1 pseudogene is annotated in these 1,580 nt (G+C 67.8%); it reads left to right on the forward strand.

The features are described from left to right. Positions 1–267: 267 nt before the first annotated feature. Positions 268–1,449 (forward strand): annotated as a pseudogene (locus DSM100238_RS09210) (IS110 family RNA-guided transposase); the annotation flags it as partial. Positions 1,450–1,580: the final 131 nt, after the last annotated feature.

Raw genomic sequence — 1,580 nt, forward strand, 5'->3', positions numbered from 1 at the left:
CATTACATTGGTTAGTGGGTCCCGCGCCGCGGGGCCCGGTCGCCGAGTGTGGTATGGCCGAATCGCCCTGTCGTTCATGATCCGGGGAGTGTTGCCGCCGCACGCGGGACGCCCCCGACCGCTGATAGGGACACGACCCATCCGAAGGAAAACGGCAACGGGACGCGGATGAGGCCTCCTTGTAATGTGGATGCCGGCGCCGGGCGTCATGACCGTCCCCCGACAGGGACGCGGCGGCCGGAACGAACCGACAGACGGGAGACCAACATGCAACCCGGAGACATCGACGTCTGGCTCGGCCTCGACGTAGGCAAGAGCTCGCATCACGCATGCGCCCTCGACCACGACGGCGACACCATCCTCGACACGCCGGTCGACCAGGACGAAAAGCAGCTGCGCAGGACCATCGCCAAACTGCAACGCAGGGGCACGGTCCTCGTGATCGTGGACCAGCCCAACACGATAGGCTCGCTCCCGCTGACCGTCGCCAGGGACATGGGCGCCCGCACGGCATACCTGCCCGGGGGCGCGATGCGCAAGGCCGCCCAGCTGCTGCCGGGCGGCTCGAAGACCGACCGCAGAGACGCCCGCGTCATCGCGTCCACCGCCCTGCGCATGCCCGAAACGCTCCGGGACTGCGAACCCGACGATGAGACCATCGCCGCGCTCCGCCTGCTATCCGGCTGGGACGAGGACACCGCGCACGAACTCACCCGGACGGTCAACCGGCTGCGCGGCCTGCTCCTGCACCTGCACCCCGCGCTCGAACGCGCACTGGCCGGCGACCGCATCAAAAGCGACACCGCCCTGGGACTGCTCGAACACTACAAAGGCCCCGACGGGCTGCGCCGGGCGGGCGCGGCGCGTATCCGCGAATACGCGCGAAGGCACGGACTCAAGGGCACGGCGATCACCGACGCGGTCGCCGACGCCATCGCCGAGCAGACCGTCACCGTGCCCGGCACGCGGGCGGCGGAATCCCTCATCCCCCAACTCGCCTCCGACATCAGAAGACTGCGCGACAGGCGCACGGACATCTCCCGGCAGGTCGAGGAACTGCTCGCCGACGCCCCTCTTCTCACGGTCCTGACCAGCATGCCGGGGATAGCGGCCAGGACCGCAAGCCAGATACTCCTCGCCATCGGCGGCGACATCAGCCGGTTCAAAGACGCCGCCCACCTCGCCGCATACGCGGGCATCGCGCCCGTCACCCGCCAGTCCGGCACATCCATCCACGGCGAACGCCCGGCAAGGGGCGGGAACAAACGCCTGAAGAACGCGCTGTTCCAGACCGCGTTCGTCGCCATCCGGCTGGACCCCGAATCACGCGCCTACTACGACCGCAAACGAGCCGAAGGCAAACGCCACAACGCGGCGGTCATGTGCCTGGCACGCAGACGATGCAACGTCATCTACAGCATGCTGCGCAACGGCACGCTCTACCAACCCGGCGGAACCCACACCACCACAACGACACCACCACGAACCGAAACAACCCCCGCACACGCCCCCAGACCACGACAAGACACGACACACCCCCGCATCAGACGCACTTGACAAATTACATAGGGACACTCCCC

This window comes from Bifidobacterium apri (assembly GCF_009299485.1).
Taxonomy (GTDB): Bacteria; Actinomycetota; Actinomycetes; order Actinomycetales; family Bifidobacteriaceae; genus Bifidobacterium; species Bifidobacterium apri.